The 18719-nt window shown below is 72.9% G+C and carries 18 protein-coding genes; 6 read left to right on the top strand and 12 right to left on the bottom strand.

Annotation, left to right across the window (positions count from 1 at the left end; translation table 11 throughout):
- The first annotated feature begins 97 nt into the window (after positions 1–97).
- The gene (gene sigJ / locus ACIBP6_RS35580) at positions 98–973 is read left to right on the top strand and encodes an RNA polymerase sigma factor SigJ (RefSeq protein ID WP_397058197.1); all 876 of its coding nucleotides are present in this window, start codon (positions 98–100) and stop codon (positions 971–973) included.
- Between the two features lie 42 nt (positions 974–1015).
- Entirely contained in the window at positions 1016–2125 is a 1110-nt protein-coding gene (locus tag ACIBP6_RS35575; RefSeq protein ID WP_397058196.1) for an NAD(P)/FAD-dependent oxidoreductase, read from the top strand.
- 8 nt (positions 2126–2133) lie between these two features.
- On the opposite strand, the gene ACIBP6_RS35570 is transcribed toward ACIBP6_RS35575, so the two are convergent.
- A complete protein-coding gene (locus tag ACIBP6_RS35570) occupies positions 2134–3102 on the bottom strand; it encodes a threo-3-hydroxy-L-aspartate ammonia-lyase (protein ID WP_397058195.1) in 969 nt (322 codons plus the stop codon).
- A 40-nt stretch (positions 3103–3142) separates the two neighbouring features.
- Positions 3143–3994, bottom strand: coding sequence for an alpha/beta fold hydrolase (locus ACIBP6_RS35565; RefSeq protein WP_397058194.1), 852 nt, complete (start codon positions 3992–3994; stop codon positions 3143–3145).
- Between the two features lie 383 nt (positions 3995–4377).
- Here ACIBP6_RS35565 and ACIBP6_RS35560 point away from each other — a divergent pair, with 383 nt between their 5' ends.
- Positions 4378–4575, top strand: coding sequence for a hypothetical protein (locus ACIBP6_RS35560; protein ID WP_397058193.1), 198 nt, complete (start codon positions 4378–4380; stop codon positions 4573–4575).
- A 12-nt stretch (positions 4576–4587) separates the two neighbouring features.
- On the opposite strand, the gene ACIBP6_RS35555 is transcribed toward ACIBP6_RS35560, so the two are convergent.
- The 5 genes from ACIBP6_RS35555 to ACIBP6_RS35535 all read right to left on the bottom strand — a co-directional run bounded on the left by ACIBP6_RS35555 (position 4588) and on the right by ACIBP6_RS35535 (position 9383).
- Complete coding sequence (locus tag ACIBP6_RS35555; RefSeq protein ID WP_397058192.1) at positions 4588–5439, bottom strand: cytochrome c biogenesis protein CcdA; 852 nt, start codon at positions 5437–5439, stop codon at positions 4588–4590.
- Positions 5436–5960, bottom strand: a complete 525-nt coding sequence (locus ACIBP6_RS35550; RefSeq protein WP_397058191.1) for a redoxin domain-containing protein — start codon at positions 5958–5960, stop codon at positions 5436–5438. Before ACIBP6_RS35550 ends, ACIBP6_RS35555 begins: the two co-directional genes overlap by 4 nt.
- Before the next feature lie 73 nt (positions 5961–6033).
- Positions 6034–6648, bottom strand: coding sequence for a TetR/AcrR family transcriptional regulator (locus ACIBP6_RS35545; RefSeq protein ID WP_132617986.1), 615 nt, complete (start codon positions 6646–6648; stop codon positions 6034–6036).
- Complete coding sequence (locus ACIBP6_RS35540) at positions 6645–8186, bottom strand: FAD-dependent oxidoreductase (RefSeq protein ID WP_397058190.1); 1542 nt, start codon at positions 8184–8186, stop codon at positions 6645–6647. The genes ACIBP6_RS35545 and ACIBP6_RS35540 overlap by 4 nt, the downstream gene beginning before the upstream one ends.
- A gap of 48 nt (positions 8187–8234) precedes the next feature.
- On the bottom strand, positions 8235–9383 hold the full coding sequence (locus ACIBP6_RS35535; RefSeq protein ID WP_397058189.1) for a DUF418 domain-containing protein: 1149 nt from the start codon (positions 9381–9383) through the stop codon (positions 8235–8237).
- 1074 nt (positions 9384–10457) lie between these two features.
- Between ACIBP6_RS35535 and ACIBP6_RS35530 the strand changes: the two genes are divergently transcribed.
- Positions 10458–11156, top strand: coding sequence for a hypothetical protein (locus ACIBP6_RS35530; RefSeq protein ID WP_397058188.1), 699 nt, complete (start codon positions 10458–10460; stop codon positions 11154–11156).
- 17 nt (positions 11157–11173) lie between these two features.
- On the opposite strand, the gene ACIBP6_RS35525 is transcribed toward ACIBP6_RS35530, so the two are convergent.
- Both ACIBP6_RS35525 and ACIBP6_RS35520 read right to left on the bottom strand, forming a co-directional pair.
- Positions 11174–11704, bottom strand: coding sequence for a hypothetical protein (locus ACIBP6_RS35525; protein WP_397058187.1), 531 nt, complete (start codon positions 11702–11704; stop codon positions 11174–11176).
- A 317-nt stretch (positions 11705–12021) separates the two neighbouring features.
- Positions 12022–14769 (bottom strand): helix-turn-helix transcriptional regulator, encoded by a 2748-nt coding sequence (locus tag ACIBP6_RS35520; protein ID WP_397058186.1) that lies wholly within the window; start codon positions 14767–14769, stop codon positions 12022–12024.
- Positions 14770–14872: 103 nt separating this feature from the next.
- Between ACIBP6_RS35520 and ACIBP6_RS35515 the strand changes: the two genes are divergently transcribed.
- Both ACIBP6_RS35515 and ACIBP6_RS35510 read left to right on the top strand, forming a co-directional pair.
- Positions 14873–15487: a LysE family translocator gene (locus ACIBP6_RS35515; protein WP_397058185.1), complete on the top strand. Its 615-nt coding sequence runs from the start codon at positions 14873–14875 to the stop codon at positions 15485–15487.
- Between the two features lie 4 nt (positions 15488–15491).
- Positions 15492–16031, top strand: a complete 540-nt coding sequence (locus ACIBP6_RS35510; RefSeq protein ID WP_397058184.1) for a TetR/AcrR family transcriptional regulator — start codon at positions 15492–15494, stop codon at positions 16029–16031.
- On the opposite strand, the gene ACIBP6_RS35505 is transcribed toward ACIBP6_RS35510, so the two are convergent.
- From ACIBP6_RS35505 to ACIBP6_RS35495, 3 genes are read right to left on the bottom strand one after another with little or no spacing between them, the layout of a single operon-like run.
- Entirely contained in the window at positions 16028–17233 is a 1206-nt protein-coding gene (locus ACIBP6_RS35505) for a hypothetical protein (protein WP_397058183.1), read from the bottom strand. The two genes, ACIBP6_RS35510 and ACIBP6_RS35505, sit on opposite strands and share 4 nt — an antisense overlap.
- Before the next feature lie 9 nt (positions 17234–17242).
- Positions 17243–17623: a RidA family protein gene (locus ACIBP6_RS35500; protein WP_132617994.1), complete on the bottom strand. Its 381-nt coding sequence runs from the start codon at positions 17621–17623 to the stop codon at positions 17243–17245.
- Positions 17624–17632: 9 nt separating this feature from the next.
- Positions 17633–18700 (bottom strand): alanine racemase, encoded by a 1068-nt coding sequence (locus ACIBP6_RS35495; protein WP_397058182.1) that lies wholly within the window; start codon positions 18698–18700, stop codon positions 17633–17635.
- Between the last annotated feature and the right edge of the window lie 19 nt (positions 18701–18719).

Below are 18719 nucleotides of genomic sequence, written 5' to 3'. Positions count from 1 at the left end.
GAGATATAGGGCAAATTTCAGACCTGCGCCACAGTTTTGCCGAGTAACCGTGATCCGTCCACACCCCGACCAGCGCCCCGGGCGTAGGTTCGCCCCTATGGGAAGCACGCGCCTCGGCGACGAGTGGGAGCTGCACCGACCCGCCGTCTTCGGCGCCGCGTACCGGCTGCTGGGGAGTGTCGCGGAGGCCGAGGACGTCGTCCAGGACGTCTGGCTGCGCGCGGCGGCGGCCGACCTGTCGCAGGTGGCGGACCTGCGGGCGTGGCTGGTGACGGTGGCGGCGCGAAGTGCCTACAACGTGCTGAACTCCGCGAGGGTGCGCCGGGACGCCTACGTCGGCCCGTGGTTGCCCGAGCCGCTGCTGACCGGCCCCGACGCCGGTCACCGGGTGCTGGTCGACGAGTCCGTCAGCACGGCGATGCTGCTGGTCATGGAGGAGCTGCCGCCGCCCGAGCGGGTGGCGTTCGTGCTGCACGACGTCTTCGAGCTGCCGTTCGGCGAGATCGCGGGCGTGCTCGGCCGGTCGCCGGTGGCCTGCCGCAAGCTGGCCTCGCGGGCGCGCGCCCGCCTCGCGCGGGCGCGGCGGCGGCCGTCCGCGAGCCGCGCCGAACGGGAGCGGGTGCTGGACGCCTTCCGCGCCGCATCCGAGAAGGGGGACTTCGCCCGGCTGGTGGAGCTGCTGGACCCCGACGTCGTGTACGTGGCCGACGGCGGCGGCAGGGCGACCGCCGCCCGGACGCCGGTACGGGGCCGCGAACGCGTGGCACGCCTGCTGGCGCGGCTGGGCATCCGCCGCCCGGGCACCACGATGCGGGTGGTCGAGGTCGGCGGCGAGCCGGGCCTCGCGACGTACCGGGACGGGGCGCTCGTCTGGATCGACACAGTCGATATCTCCGGCGGGCGCATCACGTCGTTCCGCCGGGTGGCCAATCCCGACAAGTTGCGGCACGCCGGTCACGTTCCTGTCTCCTGACTTGTCTCCCTCGCGGCATGACGTTCCGAAGGAGATGAGGACATGTCACACGTTGTGATCGTCGGAGGCGGGTTCGCCGGGGTCTGGGCCGCCGTCGCGGCCGCCCGCGTACGCGGGGGCCTGCGCATCACCCTGATCGCGCCGGGCGACGACATGGTGCTGCGGCCCCGGCTCTACGAGCCCGATCCGGAGCGGGCGGCGCTCCCCCTGCGCGCGGTGCTCGCCCCGATCGGCGTCCGTCACCTGCGCGCCACCGTGGAGGCGATCGACGTCGAGGCCCGCGTGGTGCACGCCGATGGGGCCGCCCTCGGCTACGACCGGCTGGTGCTGGCGGCCGGCAGCCGGCTCGTACGCCCCGAACTCCCCGGCGCGCGGCGGTTGTTCGACGTCGACACTATCGAGGGCGCGCGGCGGCTGGCCGCGCATCTGAAGGGCCGCCGCGACGTGACCTCCGTGGTGGTGGGTGCCGGGTTCACCGGGCTGGAGATCGCCGCCGAGCTGGCCGCGCGGGGCCGGGTGGTGCTGGTGGAGCAGGCGGAGGTGATCGGCCCCGACCTCGGCCCGGGCCCGCGACCGGCGATCGAGCAGAGTCTGGACGACCTCGGCGTCGAACGCCGGCTCCGCACGACCCTGGCCGCCGTCGAGGACGGCGTCGCCGTGCTGTCGGACGGGACGCGGATCACGTCCGACACGGTGGTGTGGGCGGCCGGGATGCGGGCCAGTTCGCTGACCGCGCAGATCCCCGGCCGCCGGGACGCGCTCGGCCGCCTGGAGGTGGACGCCCGGATGCGCGTGACCGGTGATGTCTTCGCCGCCGGTGACGTGGCGGCCGCCCGCTTCGACGCCGAGCACCGGGTCGTCCAGAGCTGCCAGCACGCCACCCCGATGGGCAAGACGGCCGGGCACAACGCCGCCGCCGACCTCCTCGGGCTCCCGCCGATCGACTTCGACCCGGCGCCGTACGTCACCGACCTGGACCTCGGAGCGGCCGGCGCGGTGTACACCCGGGGCTGGGAACGCGAGGTGGCCTTCACCGGCGCCCGCGCCAAGGAGATCAAGCGGTGGATCATGGAACGGATCCATCCGCCGGTGGACGACGTCCGGCGGCTCCTGGCCCTGGCGGGCCAGGTGAACCTGCCGGTGCCGTTCTGACCTGATCGTCAGGCCGCGACCAGGTCGGCGAAGCGGCTGACGTCGATGTTGCCGCCGGAGATGACGACACCGATGCGGCGCGGGACCTCGGGCGACCGTCCGGCGAGCAGCGCGGCCAGCGAGACGGCGCCGCTCGGCTCGATGACGATCTTCATGCGTTCGAACGCCAGCCGCATGGCCGCCACGATCTCGTCGTCGCTCACCAGGACGACGTCGTCCACCAGGCGCCGGTTGATGGAGAACGTCAGCTCGCCGGGGATCTCGGCGGCCAGCCCGTCGGCGATCGTCCGCGTGACCGGGACGGGCACCCGCTCCCCCGCCTCCAGCGACCGCTTGGTGTCGTCGCCCGCCTCCGGCTCGACGCCGACCACGGTGATCCCCGGCAGCAGCCCCTTGGCCGCGGTGGCGCTGCCGGCGATCAGCCCGCCGCCGCCGACCGGCACGACCAGCGCGTCGAGCTCGCCGACCTCCTCGATGAGCTCCAGTGCGGCGGTGCCCTGCCCGGCGATGACGTGGGGGTGCTCGTACGGGGGGATCAGCGCGAGCCCGCGTTCGGCGGCCAGCGCCTGGCCGATGGCCACGCGGTCGCCGGTGTAGCGGTCGTAGGTGACGATCTCGGCGCCGTACCCGGCGGTGGCCTCGCGCTTGAGCCGCGGGGCGTCCTCGGGCATGACGATCACCGCGCTGCTGCCCAGCTCGCGCGCCGCCAGTGCGACGGCCTGCGCGTGGTTGCCGGACGAGTACGCCGCGATGCCCCTGGCGAGTTGCGCCGGCGAGAGCCGCGAGACGGCGTTGTACGCACCCCGGAACTTGAACGCGCCGACGCGCTGGAAGTTCTCGCACTTGACGAAGACCTCGGCGCCCACCAGGGCGTCCAGGGTGCGCGAGCGCAGGACGGGCGTACGGTGGGCGACCCCCTTGAGCCGGGCCGCGGCGTCGTGGACGTCGTCCAGGGTGACCGGCAGTGCGTTCGTCATGCTTGCGGCTCCTTCGCTAGGTGTCTCAGCAGGAAGTCAATCAGGCCAGGAACGCGGCGACGGCGGCGAGCCAGCGGTCCGGCTGGTCCACGTGGGCCATGTGCCCGGCCTCGTCGAGGACGACCGCGCGGGCGGAGGGGATCAGCTCGGCGCCCTCTTCGGCCAGCGCGGCCGGGAACGTCATGTCCTGCCTGCCGTGCAGCAGCAGGATCGGCAGGCCGAGCGCGGCCAGCCGTTCGGGGGCGCGGTCCGGCCGGGCGGGCGGCAGGGTGCCCGCCCGCCAGGGACGGGCCCACTCGGCCGAGAAGCGGACATGGGAGAGCCGTTCGCGGTAGGCGTCGAGGGCCTCGGGACGCCAGACGTCGGCCTCGGCGCCGGCCAGCGCGGCGGCGCGGGTGAGGTCCGGTCCTGAGAGCCGCGGGTCGGACCAGATCGCGGCCTCCGCGGCGCGGCGCCGGTCGCGCTCGGCCCAGCCGTCGTACGCGTCCGGGGGCACGGGGAGCACGGCGCTGGAGGCGATCACGAGCCGCCGCACCCGGCCGGGGGCGGCCACGGCCAGGCGTTGCGCGAGGAACCCGCCGTAGGAGAAGCCGAGCACGTCGGCCTGGCGTCCACCGAGCGTGTCGAGCAGCGCGACGAGGTCGTCCGTCGCCGCGGCGGGCGTGTAGTGGTCGTCGGGGAGCCCCCGGGTGGATCGTCCGCATCCGCGCAAGTCCGGAAATATCAGGTTGTGACGGTCGGCGAGCTGCGTCAGAGGATCCCTCAGATAGGTGTGGTCCCAATCGGGCCCGCCATGGATCACCAGCAAGGGGCATGAACCAGCCGCCTCACCGGTGTACGCGACGAACAGCTCCATCGCCGGAGACACCCGGATGAACGTCTCCGCGACCATTACCGTCCTCCCACCGAGCCGCCACAGGCCTGAGGCGTCATGGAGCCCGACGTACCTCCCGAATCGATCCCACCACACCACTCGCGCCACTCCTCCGGTCTCTTCTTCAGCGCGGTTTTCTCCTCATGAGTCGCACGTCATCCCCCAGGGCCTGACCCACCACAACATCCTCGCCAGGCCTCGCCCCTGATCACCTCCACAGGGCGGACGCGTAATGCGCCGACTCGGGGGGCTCATGTCGCTGACTGATTCATAACTGGCGATCTTCCTGTCGAGTGAGGCGGGTCAGCCGCCCGAGAGGGGGACCATCAGCGTCGTGATCGGACGTTCCTCCACCTGGCTTCACTGGTGCCGCTTTTCTCCGGCTGCGACAGAATCCCCGCGTGACCAGCCTGTTCATCACCGGGATGCCCATCGGTATCGCGGTCTTCCCAGCCATTTCCACCTACCAGAACGAAAACCGGCACGCCGCGGCTTTCCTGCGCTACGGCATGTCCTGGCAGACTTCGCGCAAGACGATCCTGTACCCGCCCGCCCATTCGGAATTCGAATGGGTCGGAGACGCCGGCAGGGTGGAGTGAGCCACCCGCCTGCTAGCTTCGTCCCGATCTCCGGCGGAGCACGACGGCAGCGGCGAGCACGGCGGCGGCCGCGGCGAGCCGGCCCACGCTCACGTTCGTGAGCCAGGCGGTGAGCGCGGACTGCGCGGACGTGACCGCGCCCACGATCGGGTCGTCGGCGGCGGCGCCCGCCAGCACGCGGAGCTCGTACCAGCCGTAGTAGGCGACGTACAGGCCGGCCAGGACGAGCAGGGCGCCGCCGGCCCGCGAGACGTACGGCAGCAGCCGCCGCAGCCGGGCCACCGCGGCGGCACGGGCGAGGCCCACCGCGAGCGACAGGACGGTGACGACCAGGCCCATGCCGAGCGCGTACGCCGCGAAGGCCGCCGCCCCGCCCGCCAGCCCGCCGCCGGACAGCGAGGCCGAGGTGACCGCCAGGAACGGCCCCACCGTGCAGGACAGGGAGGCGACCGCGTAGGAGAGGCCGTAGCCGTACAGGGAGAGCGGCGCGGTCGTGGGGCGGCCGGTGGCGAGCCCCGGGACGCGCACGATCAGCTCCCGCCCGGACACCAGCCAGACGCCGAGCCCGAGCAGGAGCAGCCCGATGACGATCGTCGCCCACGGCAGGTACGCCCCCACCGACACGGCCAGCCCGCTCACCGCCAGCCCGAACAGCCCGAAGACGGTGACGAACCCGGCCGTCATCGCGCCGGAGAGCACCAGCGCCCGCACGACCGGCCGCCCACCGCCTCCGTCGCCGCCCCCGTCGCCGTCGCCGTCGCCGACCAGCAACGTCAGGTACGCGGGCAACATCGCGAAGCCGCACGGGTTGAAGGCGGCCACGGCGCCGGCGGTGACGGCCAGAGCGAGGGGCAGCTCCGTCATCGGGACAGCAGGGTTCGCAGGTGCCCGTCCAGCTCGTCCTGGGTGAGCGGACCTGAGGCTTTCAGAGTGGATCCGTCCGGCTTCATGAAGACGAACGTGGATTGTGAGCTGACGCCCAGCTTCGTCCAGACCGCGCCCTCATGGTCGGACAAGTGGGTGAGGTCCCCCGTTCCGGTGCTCCGGACGAAGTCCTTCATCGCCGGCTCGGTGTCGAGGCCCGCCACGCCGACGAACGCCACGTCACCGTGCTTGGCGGCGGCGGCCTTGACAGCGGGGGCCTCGGAGCGGCACTTGGGGCACCACGGCGCCCAGAACCAGAAGGCCACCGGCTTGCCGGCCAGGCTCGTGCCGTCGAAGGTCCGCCCGTCCAGCGTCTTCGCGGTGAACCGCAGCGCGTCGGGCACGCCGGCGCCGGACGAGGACGCCGGCGGGGAGAACGTCGTCTCGGTCGGCGTCGTGCCGCCGCACGCGGTCGCCAGCAGGACCGCGGATAACGCGGCCGTCGTTCGCATCGCCCTCATGGCGCCGAGCGTAGAGCGGCGCGGGCAGGCGGGATCTTACGTCCCGATGACGCTTACGTCCCGCTGACGGCCGTCAGGAGGGCTCCGGCGGGAGCAGGCCGGCCTGGCGGTAGACGGCCCGCAGGTAGCGGAGCATCTCGTCCGTGTCGGGCGGGTCGGGCTGGAGCGCGCGGTACATGACCGCGCCCACCATCATGTCGATCAGCACGTCCGCGTCGGCGTCCGCCGCCAGCAGGCCCTCCTGCCGGGCCCGTTCGATCAGGTACGCGGCCAGCCTGCGGCGCGGCAGGATGTACCGCTCCCAGGTCACCGCCATCAGCGACGGGTGACTCACGGCGGAGCCCCAGATGCGGGCGATCAGCGCCCGGTATCCGGGGCTCGCGGCCAGCTCGGCCGCCGCCGGAAGCGCCCGCTCGGTGATCTCGTACGGCGACAGGGCGTCCAGGTCGGCGAGCGAGAGCGTCAGCTCGTCGCTCACCATGGTCTGGATCGCCTGGGAGACGAGCTCCTCCTTGGTGGCCCAGCGCCGGTAGACGGTGAGCTTGCCGACGCCGGCCCGCTTGGCGACCTGCTCGATGCTCAACCCCTCGATGCCCCGCTCGACGAACACCTCCAGCGCCGCCCGCAGGATGGCGGCGTCGGTCTCCGGATCACGCGGACGCCCACGCCCCCGCGCGGGCGCCGTCACCGGCCGCCCCCAAGCGCGTCGCCCAGCCAGCGTTCGATGTCAGCAGCCCCACCCCGGCAGGCGAGATGCCCATCCGGCCGAACCAACCACACCCCACGAGCCTCCTTGCCGGTCGCGACCTCACCGGAGCCCATCTCACCATGCGCCTCGACGGGCGGGAGCCCGCCGGGTGCCTCTCGGAGCTGAGTCACCGTCGTCCCGCCGAGTCGTCTCCGGGCGGCGGCCAGCGTCTCACCGTCGCCTCCGAGAACAACCCAGTGCTCGCGGAGCTCCTCGTACAGCCGGACCCGGGCGCCGTCGGGACGCACGCAGGCGAGGTCGGCGACGCGCTCGCCCGGCCGTGGCCGGCGCCCGCCGCCGCCCAGCGGGCCGCGCCGGTAGCTCACCCAGAGCTGCGAGGTGGCGTACGTCGTGTACCGCTGGATCCATGGCATGCCGAACACCCGCACCAGGACCCGGTCGCGCAGGAAGCGGCCGATCGGGGTGGCGGCGATGTTCATCCGCGTGGTGGCGGTGCTGCCGCGCAGCACCTGGGTGGCCAGCGGCCGGCGTTCGGCCTCGTACGTGTCCAGCAGCCGTTCGTCCGCCCGCCCGGCGACGACCAGGGCGAGCTTCCAGGCCAGGTTCTCCGCGTCGCCGAGCCCGGTCAGCATGCCCTGCCCGCCGAAGGGCGCGTGCGCGTGCGCCGAGTCGCCGGCCAGCAGCACCCGCCCGCTCCGGTAGGCGTCCGCCAGCCGCCGGTGCACGCTGAACAGCGACGCCCAGCTCGTCTCGGCCAGCCGCGTGCCGGTCCGGCCGATGCGTTCGGCCAGGATGTGCCGCATGCGCTCGGCGATCTGCTCCTCCGACGGCTTCTCGTCGCGGAACTCCGGGTCGTACGCCAGCAGCCGCCACTGACCGTCGCCGGGCATCGGCATCGCGCCCAGCATCCCAGCGGGATGCACCCAGCCGTGCGAGCCCGAACGATCGAGCGGCGTCTCCAGCCGGCCGTCCACCAGCAGGAACCGTTCGCTGACCCGCACCCCGGGGAACCCGATCCCGGCGAGCTTCCGCACGGTGCTGCCCGTCCCGTCGCACCCGGCCAGCCACGCCGTACGCACCCGGCGCCCGTCGCCCAGCACCGCCGTGACGCCCGAGCCGTCCTGCTCGATCGCGGTCAGCGCGGACCCCCATTCGGGTACGACGCCCAGCTCGGCCAGCCGGTCGCGCAGCGCCGCCTCGACCCTGGCCTGCGAGATCATCATCGGCGGCGCCGCGGTCCTGAGGCCCGGGTCGCCGAACCGCACCTTCATGATCGGCCGGTCGCCGGCGTACGTCGTGATCGTCATGGCGCGTACGGACTCCTCCGGCAGACCGCCCAGCGCTCCCAGCCGGTCGAGCACCTCCGAGGCGCGGGCGTGCACGAAGTTGGCCCGTGACGTGGTGGCCGGTCCGTCGGCCCGGTCGACCACGCGCACGGAGAGGCCGTGCTGCCGTAGCCCGCAGGCCAGCGCCAGGCCGACCGGTCCGGCCCCCACCACCAAGACGTCCGCGTCCATGATCTCCTCCATTTTGTTTACGGAACGGTACCGTTAACAAAATCGAGTCTAACTCCATGTGGTGAACCGGCGCAGCACGTATTCGACGGGGCCGTAGCGGTGGCCGCGCAGCCAGAGGGCGCTCAGCCACAGCAGGACCGTGTAGATCACCAGGGCCACGCCCATGACCGCGAGCGGCGAGAGCGTGCCCGCGAGCGCCAGGCCGTACCCGGTGAAGACCAGACACGCCAGCACGGACTGGCCGATGTAGTTGGAGGCCGCCACCCGCCCGGCGGGCGCGAGCGCCCGACCGGCGGCCGGGTAGCGGCGTACGAGCCTGAGCAGCGTCGCGACGTACGCGGCGCCGAGCAGCGGCGCGGTGACGGCGGTGACCGCGAGGCCCACCAGCTGCCACGGGCCCTCGTCGGCCCCCGTCAGGGCGAACAGGACAGCGCCGGGAAGGCCCGCGCCGAAGCCGACCCACTGGACGCGCGGCAGCAGCCGCGACCACCGCTCGGGCTCCTCCAGCAACCTGGACTTGCCTGCGGCCAGCCCGAACAGGAACATCGCCAGCGCCATCGGCCCCTGAAAGCCCCAGATCACCGCCACGAGCATCGGGTAGAGCTCCAGCTGCAGGGTCAGGTAGTCGAGCGGCCCGCCGGTGGCCAGCGAGAGCGCGCGGGCCGCCGCGGCGGGATCGCCCACCGGCGCCTGGCCCGCCTCAGGGGCGAGGGTGGACAGCCACGCCAGCGCCAGGAGCAGCAGCGCCGGCACGCTGATGAGCGCCGAGCCGACGATGACGGCCTTCCTCGGCCGGATGTCGCGCAGGCCGAGCAGGATGAGGCCGAGCACGGCGTAGAGCGTGAGGATGTCGCCGACCCACAGCAGGATCCCGTGCAGCACGCCGATCACGAACAGGCCCAGGCACCTGCGCAGCGTCCTCGCCCGGACGCTCACCCCCGCCCGCTCCGCCGAGCGCATCTGCAGCGTGAACGAGTAGCCGAACAGGAACGAGAAGATCACATAGAACTTCGTCAGCACGAGGATCGTGATGGCGGTGGTCACCGGGTCGTCGGTGCTGGGCAGGCCGCCCAGGAAGCTGTGGCCGGGGTCGGCGAAGAAACCGATGTTGGCCACCAGGATCCCCGCCAGGGCGAACCCGCGCACCACGTCGATCTCGTGAACGCGCTGGGCTGGGGGTGTGCGGCTTTCCGTCATGCGGGGAGGCTACGGAGATCAGGCGCGACGACGCCTCAGACCTTGGTCGCGACCTTGGTGACCGAAGCACCGGATGAGGGCATTGGTGGGGTAGCCGGGGCAGAAGGTGATGATCTGCACCAGAATGGTGGGATGGCACAACCCCCTCAGCCCCCGCAGCCGCATCCCCACCAGCCAGGCGCTTGGGGCGGCGACCAGGGCGGCCAAGGAACGCCGCAAGGCTACGGCTCTCCCCAGTTCCCCGGACACGGCCCTTCGCCCGCCTCCCAGCAGAGCGCGCCGCCGTACGGCCAGGTCCCTTACGAACCGGCAGCCGCCGCTTACGGCCCGACCGGCCAGGGGCCCGCCTCCCACGGGACGCCGGGGAACGAGGCGCACGGGAGCCGGCAGGGGCCATACCAGCACGGCGGCCAGCCGAGCGCTTACCACCACCCTGGGCAACCAGGCGCCCACCAGCAGCCAGGCGCCTGCCCACCCGGCCAGCCGAACGTCTACCAGCAACCAGGCCGCCATCACCAACCTGGCCAGCCGGACGGCTACCCACCGGCACAACCTGACGCGTACCCACCCGCGCAACCCGGCGCATACCAACAACCAGGCCCCCATCACCAACCTGGCCAGCCGGACGGCTACCCACCGGCACAACCTGACGCGTACCCACCCGCGCAACCGAACGCCTACCAGCAACCAGGCCCCCATCACCAACCTGGACAATCGGACGCGTACCCACCCGCGCAACCCGGCGCATACCAACAACCAGGCCCCCATCACCAACCTGGACAGCCGGGCGCCTACCAGGCTGGGCCGCAGGGCACCTATGAGCACCCGGGCCGGCCGGGTGCCTACCCTCCCGGGCAGCCGGGGGCTCACCAGCAACCGGGCCGACCCGGGGCCCATCAGCAAGCCGGGCAGCCGGGCGCGTTCCAGCACCATGGGCAGCCGGGCGGCTACCACCAGCCCGGTGGGCAGCCGGGGGGCCACCCGTTCCCAGGGGGTCGTCCGGGGGCGTTCCCGCCCGGCGGCCAGCCCGGCCCCACGGGCGCCAAGCGCAACAACGCCCTGGTCATCGGCCTGGTGATCGGCGTGGCGGTGCTGCTGCTGGGCGGCGGCGGCGTCGGCGCGTACCTGTACGTCAACAACCCGCCGGAGCCCCCGCCGACGCTAGCCTTGCCGAGCACCGCCCCGCCGACGCCGACGACCACGCCGACGACCACGCCGACGCCGTCCGACCCGCCCACGTCAGAGCCGGCGGTGCCGTCCCCCAGTGAGACGCCGTCCGGCACCCACCGCGCGGCGCCGGGCTCGCCGATCACGCACAACGAGTTCGACGACTGGCGTTTCTCCATGGGGACGGTCAAGTTCAACGCCAACAAGGTGGCCGGCTGGACGTACGACTCCTGCGACCCGGTGGACGGGCGCGGCGTGCTGGCCAAGAACAAGTGCCAGCGAGCCATCCAGCTCGCCTACTCCGCGTACGGCGGGCACCTCAAGGCGGTCCAGATCGCGATGTCCTTCCCCACCGACCAGGCGGCGAAGACGACCGCCGACCGGCTGGCGAATCTGAAGTCGGACGCCGTCCGGTGGCGCGTGGACAAAACACACACCACGTACGCGTACGGCAAGATCATGTCGGCGGCGTCGAAGAAGTACCTGGTCATCACGATCGTCACCGCCGACAAGTCGGCCCGCGCGGCGGCCACGAACTTCCACGCCTACCTCCAGGCCGACCACGCCGGCTACTTCATGTCCCGCGACATGACCATCACCAGCTGAGCCCAGGAGCGCGACGGTCAGTCGATGCTGAAGCTGCCCTCGAAGGGCGCGCTGCGCACCCCGCCGAACAGCGCGCCCGCTTCACACCTCCCCGCCCCGCCGAGCAGGCTCGTGTCGAACGCGCCCCGGAAGCGCCGCCCCTCGAACGCGCCCTCCCGGACGACACCCCACATCGTGACCCGGTTGGCCGTGGTGTCCTCGATGGTGACGTCCGCCGTGCTCGTCGGCTTGGCCTGGCCGAGCCGCCACTGGAGCGTGGCGGTGCCCGTGCCGCGGCCGAAGTCACGATCCACGCACGCGAGATCCACGTCCTCGAACTCGGCGCTGAAACGGACGGCCGTGATGCCGAGCGCGCTGTGGTCGATGCAGTCCTGCTGGGTGCCGCGATAGGTGACGTGCTGCGACTGCCCGGACATCTGCACCCCGGGCAGGAAGTGCGCGTTCCCCGCGGCCCGGCACGAGATCTCGGTGGCGGCGTACGCCGGAGAAGGAGCGGTGAGAAGCGGCAGAGCGACGAGAGCGGGCAGTGCCCGGACGACAGCAGACAAGAATCTGCTCCTTTCGAGACCAGGAGGAGCCCCCGGCCTCCCGTGAACGAAGGGTTTCCCGGTCACCGGACGCTACGGCGCACCCCGCAAAGACCCCCCAAAGCCGCCACCCGTGGCTCCCCAGATCTCACCCCACCCCGGGGACGGATCCATGATCTCCACGTCGGGGCCGGCGGCACAGGTGGAAGTGCAGCGGCTTCGTGGTCTCCTCACCACCGCAGCAGCCGGATCCTGCGGCTCAGGCCGCTGCGGTGGTAGAGGTGGGCGACTCGGCCTCGGGCGCCGGCCCCGCGGGCGCGCGCGGAACCCGGAGCCGGTCAGCCGAGGAGGCCGCGTCGGCGGGCAGTGGCGGCGGCCTGGGTGCGGGTGGAGACGGCGAACTTGCCGAGGATGTTGGACACGTGGACGCTCACCGTCTTCTGCGCGATGAACAGCCGCTCCGCGATCTCCCGGTTGGTCAGCCCCTCGGCGACCAGCCGGAGCACCTCGACCTCACGCGCCGTCAGCCCGGCATCGGCCGGCGCCGCGGGACCGCCGCCGAACCGGGCCCGCCGCCCGAACTCCAGCAGCGCGTTCTCCAAGGGCACGGCCCGCAGCTTGCCCGCCACCTCCCGGGCGAGCTCCCACTCCGCGTGCGCCGCCTCCCGGTCGCCGGCCGCGAGGAGCGCCTCGGCGAGGCGCCACCGGGCCCGCGCGGTCTCGTAGACGAACCCGAAGTCGAACGCCTCCACCACGCGCCGCCACAGCTCCACGTCGAGCCGCCCGTGCACGCGGTGCCATTCGGCCTCGACGCGCAGGCCCCACGCCTGCCCTTCAGGCCCGATGTGACCGCCTTCGCCGGTGGGCCCGAGGTCGAGGGCGAAGCGGGCGCGCTCGCGCAACTCGTCGGCGCCCTCGGTGGTGCCGAGCTCGGCCAGCGCCCACAGCCCGGTGGCGGCCAGCCGGATGCTGCCGACGTCGCCGTCGATCAGCCGCGCCATGACGGCGCGTACGTGGTCGAGCGCCGTCGCCGGGTCGCCGTGCCACAGGGCGTGCTCGGCGGCCAGACCCCGCGACATGTAGGCGATCAGCTCGTCATCCCAGAACGGCCGCAGCCACCCCAGCCGCCCCTCGACCGCGGGCAGGTCGCGCCCGACCTCGACGAACAGCGCGAACGACGACAGCAGCGCCTCCGGCAGCGTGCCGACCCGCGCGCCGAACATGGCGGCCACCGTCTCGGCCTGGTCCCACTCGCCGGCCGCGTAGTGGACGAGGAAGCGCAGGAACCGCAGGTCGGTGCCGTATGTGCTCCACTTGAGCCCGGTCTCGGACGCCATCTGGATGCCCTCGTCGGCCGCCCCGGCGGCGTAGGCGAGCAGCCCCTGGTCGTAGTGGATGCGGGCGTGGTGGAACCGGGCGCGAAGGTCCATCGCGAGGTCGCTGCTGCCCTCGGCGCAGGCGGTGTCGACCAGCTCGTGCGCCCTGGTCAGGTCGCCGCGGTGCTCCAGGAACGTGGCCAGCGTGAGCAGCGCGCCGACCTCGGCGTCGCGGGCTCCGGCCGCGCGGGCGGTCTCGAGGGCCCGCAGGCAGTAGGTCTCCACCTCCTGGTGGCGCGAGCTCCACAGCAGTGTGCGGGCGTAGGTGGCCTGGGCGCGGGCCAGCTCGGACGGGCTGCCCGCGCCCGCCACGGCGTGCTCGGCCGCCGCCATCGCGCCGGCGCTGTCGTCGAGCTCGTAGAGGTAGTACGCCAGCCGCTCGCTCACCTCGGAGGTCTGCGGCAACGCGCGCAGCTGGGTGACGGCCCGGTGGTTGTCGCCGCTGTCGGCGGCCATGACGGCGCTGCGGAAGGCCAGCCGCTCGCGGCTTCCCCCCACCAGCCGCGCGGCGTCGTCGACGCGATCCCACAGGCCGAGGGCGCGGTCGTAGTGGCGGTGGGCCTCGGCGGGCGCGCCGACGCGCTCGGCGGCCCGCCCGGCCTCGGCTGAGGCCGCCAGCGCCCCGGCCAGGTCATGACCGGCGAGGTGGTGGTGGGCCAGCTCGGCCGGCGAGGTGAGCAGCCGGGCGAACGCGGCGTGCAGGCGGGTGCGCTCGCCGGGCAGCAGGTCGGTGTAGACGGCCTCCTGCAGCAACGCGTGGCGGAAGGCGTAGCCGGGGCCGTCGATCCTGAGCAGCCCCCGCGAGACGATCTCCCTGACCGCCTGCTCGAACTCCGCCAGCGGCAGCCCGGACACCTCGCGCAGCAGGTCGTCCTCCACCCGGCGGCCGGCCACGGCGGCGGCGCGCAGCACCCGCTGCCCGGCCTCGGACAGCACCTCGACCCGTGACAGCAGCAGGCTGGCCAGCCCGTCGGGCAGGCTGTCGCCCTCGGCCACGGCGGCGAACAGCTCCTCGGCGTAGAACGGGTTGCCCTCGGCGCGGGAGACGATGAGGCCGAGCCCGTGGGCGTCGAGGTCGCCGAGGCTCGCGACGTAGTCGGACAGGGCGCCGGGGTCGAGCGGGCCCAGCTCCAGGCTCATCACCGTGGGCAGCCGCTTCAGCTCGGCCAGCACGGACCTGAGCGGGTGGCGGCGGTGCAGGTCGTCGGTGCGGTAGGTGCCGACGACGCAGACGCGCTCGCTCTGCACCATGCGGCTGAGGAAGACCAGCAGGTCACGGGTGGAGCGGTCGGCCCAGTGGAGGTCTTCGATCACGAACAGCACCGGCTGCACCTCCGCCAGCAGCCCGAGCAGCGAGCCGAACAGCCGCTGCTGGGTGAGCCCGGTCGAGGGCGCGCTCTCCGAGCCGGGCAGGAGCTGGCCCAGCATGGGGTGGGCGGCGGCGGCCTCGCGCACGGCCGGCTCCGCGCCGCGCAGCGCGTCGGCCAGCGGGAGGTACGGCAGCGCGTCGCCGAGCTCGGCGCACTGGCCGACCAGCACGTTGAACCCGCGCTCGCGGGCCTCGGCGGCCAGCTCGGAGACCAGCCGGGTCTTGCCGATGCCGGCGTCTCCGCCGACGAGCGCCACTCCGGCCACGCCGTCGGCCGCGGATTGGAGCACACGCGCGAGCCCGGCCAGCTCGATAGAGCGCCCGACGAGAAGACCGTTCACGTCAAGAAACTATGCCATGCGCCACCGACAAGTAATTGGTCCAGAGAACGAGGCTCATATTGGCCTTCATGGAGATACCAAAGGCCGCCTACGCTGCTGTTTCGTGATCCCACCGACGACTTTCGCGCTCTTCGCGGCCGCCTCCCTCGCGATGGTCCTCATCCCGGGCCCCAACCATCTCTACATCACCGCGCGCGGGCTCGCCCAGGGCAGGGCGGCCGGGCTGGCCAGCGCGTTCGGCGTGGAGGTCGGCACGCTCGTGCACATCGCGGCCGCCGCCGCGGGCCTGTCGTACGTGATCGCGCAGTCCGCCACGCTCTTCGCGGTCGTCAAGTGGGCGGGCGCCGCGTACCTGATATATCTGGGCGTCCGGGCGCTCATCGGACGGCAGGCGAGCGCGCAGGCGCCGAAACCGCAGCCGCTGCGCGCGGTCTTCCTCGAAGGCGTGCTGGTCAACCTGCTCAACCCCAAGACGGTCCTGATGTTCCTGGCGTTCCTGCCGCAGTTCGTGGACCCGCGCGCGGGGTCACCGGCCCTGCAGGTGGTGCTGCTCGGCCTCACGCTGCTGCTCCTCGGCCTGATCTCCGACATCGTGTACGCGCTCACCGCCGGCGCGCTCGCCCACCGCCTCACCCGCGCCGCCCGCCCCATGCGGTACGCCAGCGGTGTCGTCTACCTCGGCCTGGGCCTCGCCACCGTGCTGACCGCGCGACAATGAGCCCATGGCGCCGAGGAAGCAGCAGGAGATCTTCGACGCGACGCTGCGGCTGGTCGCGGAGAAGGGCTACGACGGGCTGACCGTCGAGGGGGTCGCCGAGCGCTCCGGCGTCAACAAGACGACGATCTACCGGTGGTGGCCGTCGAAGGCCGCGCTGCTCGGGGCCGCGCTGGTCGAGGCCGACGTGCTGGGCTTCGAGCCGCCCGACACGGGCAGCCTGCGCGGCGACCTCGTCGCGCTGGTCGACGGCGTCAGGCGGCTGCTGACCGAGCCGCCCGCCAGCGACATCGCGGTGGCCGCGCTCGCCGCCGCCGTCCGCCACCCCGAGCTCGACGGGCGGCGCTTCTTCGCCGACCGGTTCGCCAGGGAACGCGAGGTCTTCGACCGCGCGGTGCGCCGGGGCGAGCTGAAGGCGTCGGCCGACCCGATGCTCATCGTCGACCTGCTGGCCGGGGCCGTGTGGATGCGGGCGGTCCTCCGCGGCCTGCCGGTGCCCGACGACTTCCCGGCCGAGGCGGTCGCCGCGCTGCTCGACGGCGTCTAACCGGCTTCCGACAACGCCTCGGGGATGCGTTCCAGCACCGGGTAAGGCACCAGCCCGTAGGCGTAGAAGTCGAGCGCCGCCGCCCCGGCCGCCTTGGCCCCGCGGGCCTTGGCCACGAGCCGGTCGGCGGAGTCGCTGTCAGGGTGGCCGGGCCGCAGCACGGCCCGCACCTCGCGGTCCTTGCCCACCGACCGCAGGTAGGCCCCCACGTCGTCGGCCACCCGCGCCGCGTCACGCGCGTACGCGAGCACCCCGAACGCGGGCACGAGGTCGCCCAGTGCCACCAGGTCGACGCCGAGCTGCCAGGCGTCGTGCGCAGCCAGGCCCGGTGCGGGCAGCCCGTCGGCGTACCCCTTGACCGCGCCGGTGGAGTCGACGAACACCAGCTTGGAGCCCTCCGCGGCCACCGCCGAGGCGACCTCGGACACCAGCGTCGTGACGCTCTCGGAACGCGCGCGTGCGTAGGCCACGACGTCGGGCCCGGCGTACGCGGTCAGCGCGGCCCTGGTCACCTCGCCCTGCGCGGGCGGGTCGCCGTCGAGCACGCCGCCGACGATGCGCGCGCACTCCTCGCGCGCCACCTCGGCGTCGACGCCCAGGTTGACGGCCCGGCGCATGCAGTGCTCGCAGAAGCACAGGCCGAACAGGTAGGCGTCCATCGGGCCGAGCGGCACGAACGACCGGTGCCGCCGCAGCGGCCGGAAGTGCAGCGACTCGGCGACCACGCTGTCGACGCCGAGCCTGGCCACCGCCCTGGCGAGAGCGACGGCGTAGTCGCGCGCGTCGGGGTGGGCGGGGCACAGGTCGGTCAGCGAGCCTCGGTCGCCGAAGCAGTCGCGTACGGTCACGTCCGGATGCCGCGCCCCGAGCGTGGCGTTGTACAGGAAGACCGTCCATGCGTGGAGCTTCAGCGACCTTTTCTCGCAGGCTTCGCGAAGCCCGTCGAAGACCTCGGGGTAGCCCGGCACGGGAGAAAGGCGGAGCCCGCCGAACAGGCCGGGCGCCGGGGTGAAGTGCGCGCCGTCGTGGCGCACGGTCAGCCGGGACAGCCCGTGCGGGGTGACGTCGCGGGTGGCGTGGTGGACGGCGCCGACGGTGACGCCGGCCACGCCGTAGCCGCGGATCCTGTCGAGCACCCGCTCGACGCCCTCACCGCGCAGGTCCTCGGCGAAGACGTACACGGAACTGTCCACACTGGCCACGAGCCGACTTTACGCGCTCTTGCAGGCGACGAAGTCGATCTCCACCAGGATGTCCAGCAGCTCGGACCCGACGGTCGTGCGCACCGGGTAGGGCGCGTTGAAGTACGACTTGTAGACCTCGTTGTAGGCGGCGAAGTCGCGCTTGAGGTGCTGCAGGTGCACCGTGGCCTTGACCACGTCGTCGAAGCCGAGGCCGTGCGCGGCGAGGATGGCGCCGAGGTTGCGCATGACCTGGTGGGTCTGGGTGGCGACGTCGTCGCCGGCGACCTCGCCGGTGTGGGGGTCGAGCGGGCCCATGCCGGAGGTGTAGACGAAGTCGCCCACGACGAGACCCTGGGAGTACGCGCCGATGGGGGCGGCGCCCTCCGTCGTCCTAAGCTCCTTTTTCACGAAATCTCCCTAGAAGTACGTGTGTATCGTGCCAACGACACGGTAGTCCCGGTCCACCAGCGGCAGCACGCGCCACTTGTCGAATGCCGTACACGGATGGGAAATGCCGAACGCCAGCAGGTCGCCGGGCTTGAGCCCCTCGGCGCGCACGACGGTGTGCTGGTCCTGCATCTTCACGACCGTCACGCCGCCGCGCCGCGGGATCGGCAGCCCCTCGTCGTACGGAGCGTCGCGCTTGCCCATGCCGACGATCGCGAGGCCCGGCTCGGGCGTGGACAGCACGTGGGCCCACACCTCCAGCGCGGGCCGCAGCTGACCGGCGATCCGGTTGAACGGCGTGCGCTCGCGGTAGAAGCCGTCGTCGTGGGTGACGTACGCGCCGCTGCGGAGCAGGATCCTGGCCCGGGCGCCGGCGAGCTCGCGCCCGATCACGTCGAACCACTGGCTGCCGCCCACGGACAGGATGGGCGTACGGACGCGGACGTGCTCGACCGCCTCCTGCAACAAGTCGAGATATTTCCGGACTTCTGCGGCGGTCGCCAGCCCGCCCTCGTACCCCGCCACCCCGGCCAGCTCGACGCCCGGCGTCTCCTGCGCGTACGCGGTCACCTCCAGCAGCTCCCCCAGCGTCCGGCAGCCGGCCCGCCCGCCCTCGTGACCCAGCTCGGCCAGCACCCGGAACGGCCGCGCCCCGGCGTGCCGGGCGAGGAGGTCGATGCCCGCCGCGGAGTCGGCGAAGCTCAGGAACTCGAACTCCGGGTCGCGCTCCAGCTCGGCCGCGGCCCAGGCGAGCCCGGCGGGGTCGACGACCTGGTTGGCCACCATGATGCGGCCCGCGCCGAAGCCCCTGACCGTCTCGGCCTGCCGCGGCGTGGCCACCGTCAGCCCCCAGGCGCCGGCCGCGAGCTGCCGATCGGCGATCTCGGGCGACAGATGGGTCTTGGCGTGGGGCGCCAGCTCCAGACCGTGGTCGCGGGCGAAGGCCGCCATCGTCGCCACGTTGTGCTCCAAGGCGTCGCGGTGCACGACCATCGCGGGAAAGCCGAGAGCGCCGTCGAAGATCGACCGATCGAGCACAATACCCCCTTCGTCCGCG

Source organism: Nonomuraea terrae, from assembly GCF_044465245.1.
Taxonomy (GTDB): Bacteria; Actinomycetota; Actinomycetes; order Streptosporangiales; family Streptosporangiaceae; genus Nonomuraea; species Nonomuraea terrae.
Note: the sequence above shows the minus strand (reverse complement) of the source record. Positions and strands in the feature narration are given on the sequence as shown.

What these genes read in the sequence shown, in the direction of transcription:
- ACIBP6_RS35575 (WP_397058196.1), top strand. Translation starts at nt 1,016, where the DNA reads ATGTCACACGTTGTGATCGTCGGAGGCGGGTTCGCCGGGGTCTGGGCC.
- ACIBP6_RS35550 (WP_397058191.1), bottom strand. Translation starts at nt 5,960, where the DNA reads ATGAGGGCGATGCGAACGACGGCCGCGTTATCCGCGGTCCTGCTGGCG.
- ACIBP6_RS35540 (WP_397058190.1), bottom strand. Translation starts at nt 8,186, where the DNA reads ATGGACGCGGACGTCTTGGTGGTGGGGGCCGGACCGGTCGGCCTGGCG.
- ACIBP6_RS35555 (WP_397058192.1), bottom strand. Translation starts at nt 5,439, where the DNA reads ATGACGGAGCTGCCCCTCGCTCTGGCCGTCACCGCCGGCGCCGTGGCC.
- ACIBP6_RS35565 (WP_397058194.1), bottom strand. Translation starts at nt 3,994, where the DNA reads ATGGTCGCGGAGACGTTCATCCGGGTGTCTCCGGCGATGGAGCTGTTC.
- ACIBP6_RS35535 (WP_397058189.1), bottom strand. Translation starts at nt 9,383, where the DNA reads ATGACGGAAAGCCGCACACCCCCAGCCCAGCGCGTTCACGAGATCGAC.
- ACIBP6_RS35510 (WP_397058184.1), top strand. Translation starts at nt 15,492, where the DNA reads ATGGCGCCGAGGAAGCAGCAGGAGATCTTCGACGCGACGCTGCGGCTG.
- ACIBP6_RS35570 (WP_397058195.1), bottom strand. Translation starts at nt 3,102, where the DNA reads ATGACGAACGCACTGCCGGTCACCCTGGACGACGTCCACGACGCCGCG.
- sigJ (WP_397058197.1), top strand. Translation starts at nt 98, where the DNA reads ATGGGAAGCACGCGCCTCGGCGACGAGTGGGAGCTGCACCGACCCGCC.